The 910-nt window shown below is 42.4% G+C and carries 1 protein-coding gene; it reads left to right on the forward strand.

Annotated features, from left to right (window positions below; translation table 11 throughout):
- The coding region (locus tag CSC70_RS13725; RefSeq protein WP_425501595.1) for a hypothetical protein at window positions 1-492 on the forward strand (492 nt) is incomplete at its 5' end.
- Between the last annotated feature and the right edge of the window lie 418 nt (window positions 493-910).

A 910-nucleotide genomic window follows, 5' to 3' on the forward strand; every position in this document is an offset into this window, starting at 1 on the left:
GTGATGCCTATTAATTTAGTTCCATCGTGCCGCGACTGCAATATGGGAGAGAAAGGTCAAGTTTTCGCAGTAGATGAGGTACACCAAGCGATTCATCCCTATATCGACAAGGACATTTTTTTTCGTGAGCAATGGGTATATGCAAATTTCGTTTCCGGAACTCCGGGTGCTATCAGTTTTTATGTTGAATGCCCGGCGAACTGGAGGCAGGAAGACAAACACAGAGCTCTTCATCATTTCAAGCTATTAAATATTGCTAACAGGTATCGTTTGGAGGCAGGGAAGCACTTGAGTGAAGTGATTACTCAAAGAAACTCTTTCGTAAAAGTTATAAGGAAATATAGTTCAACCGCAACGTTTCAGCAGCTACAGTCAGAATTTATTGAAGCAAATCTGAAACCTATTATAGATTTGAATGACTTCCCCAATTATTGGAAAAGAGTTATGTATCAGTGCCTAGCAAACTCGGAAGATTTTTTCAGAGGGATCTAGAATATGATGAAAGATAGAAAATTACGACGCTTATCGGAAGTGAACGAATACTTTTTATATGAGGAGGGCTGTTTTTACAAAATCCGGTAGTAACTTGCTAACCAATTCCTAGGCAGGTCATTGGCAACAGTGGCATGCACCGAGAAGGACGTTTGTAATGTCCGCTCCGGCACATAGCAGTCCTAGGGACAGTGGCGTACAGTCATAGATGGTCGGTGGGAGGTGGTACAAATTCTCTCATGCAAAAAATATGTAAAATCGGTAGCAACTGGAAATCATTCAACACCCGCACTATCGGAAGTTCACCAGCCAGCCGCAGCACGTTCCTGCATACGACGTGTCTGCGGCTCTACCATATCTCCTATGAGCAACGTGTTAGCAGAGCCAAGCCACAACTCTAATTTTAATACATAATGAA

The organism is Pseudoxanthomonas kalamensis DSM 18571, from assembly GCF_010211745.1.
Classification (GTDB): Bacteria; Pseudomonadota; Gammaproteobacteria; order Xanthomonadales; family Xanthomonadaceae; genus Pseudoxanthomonas_A; species Pseudoxanthomonas_A kalamensis.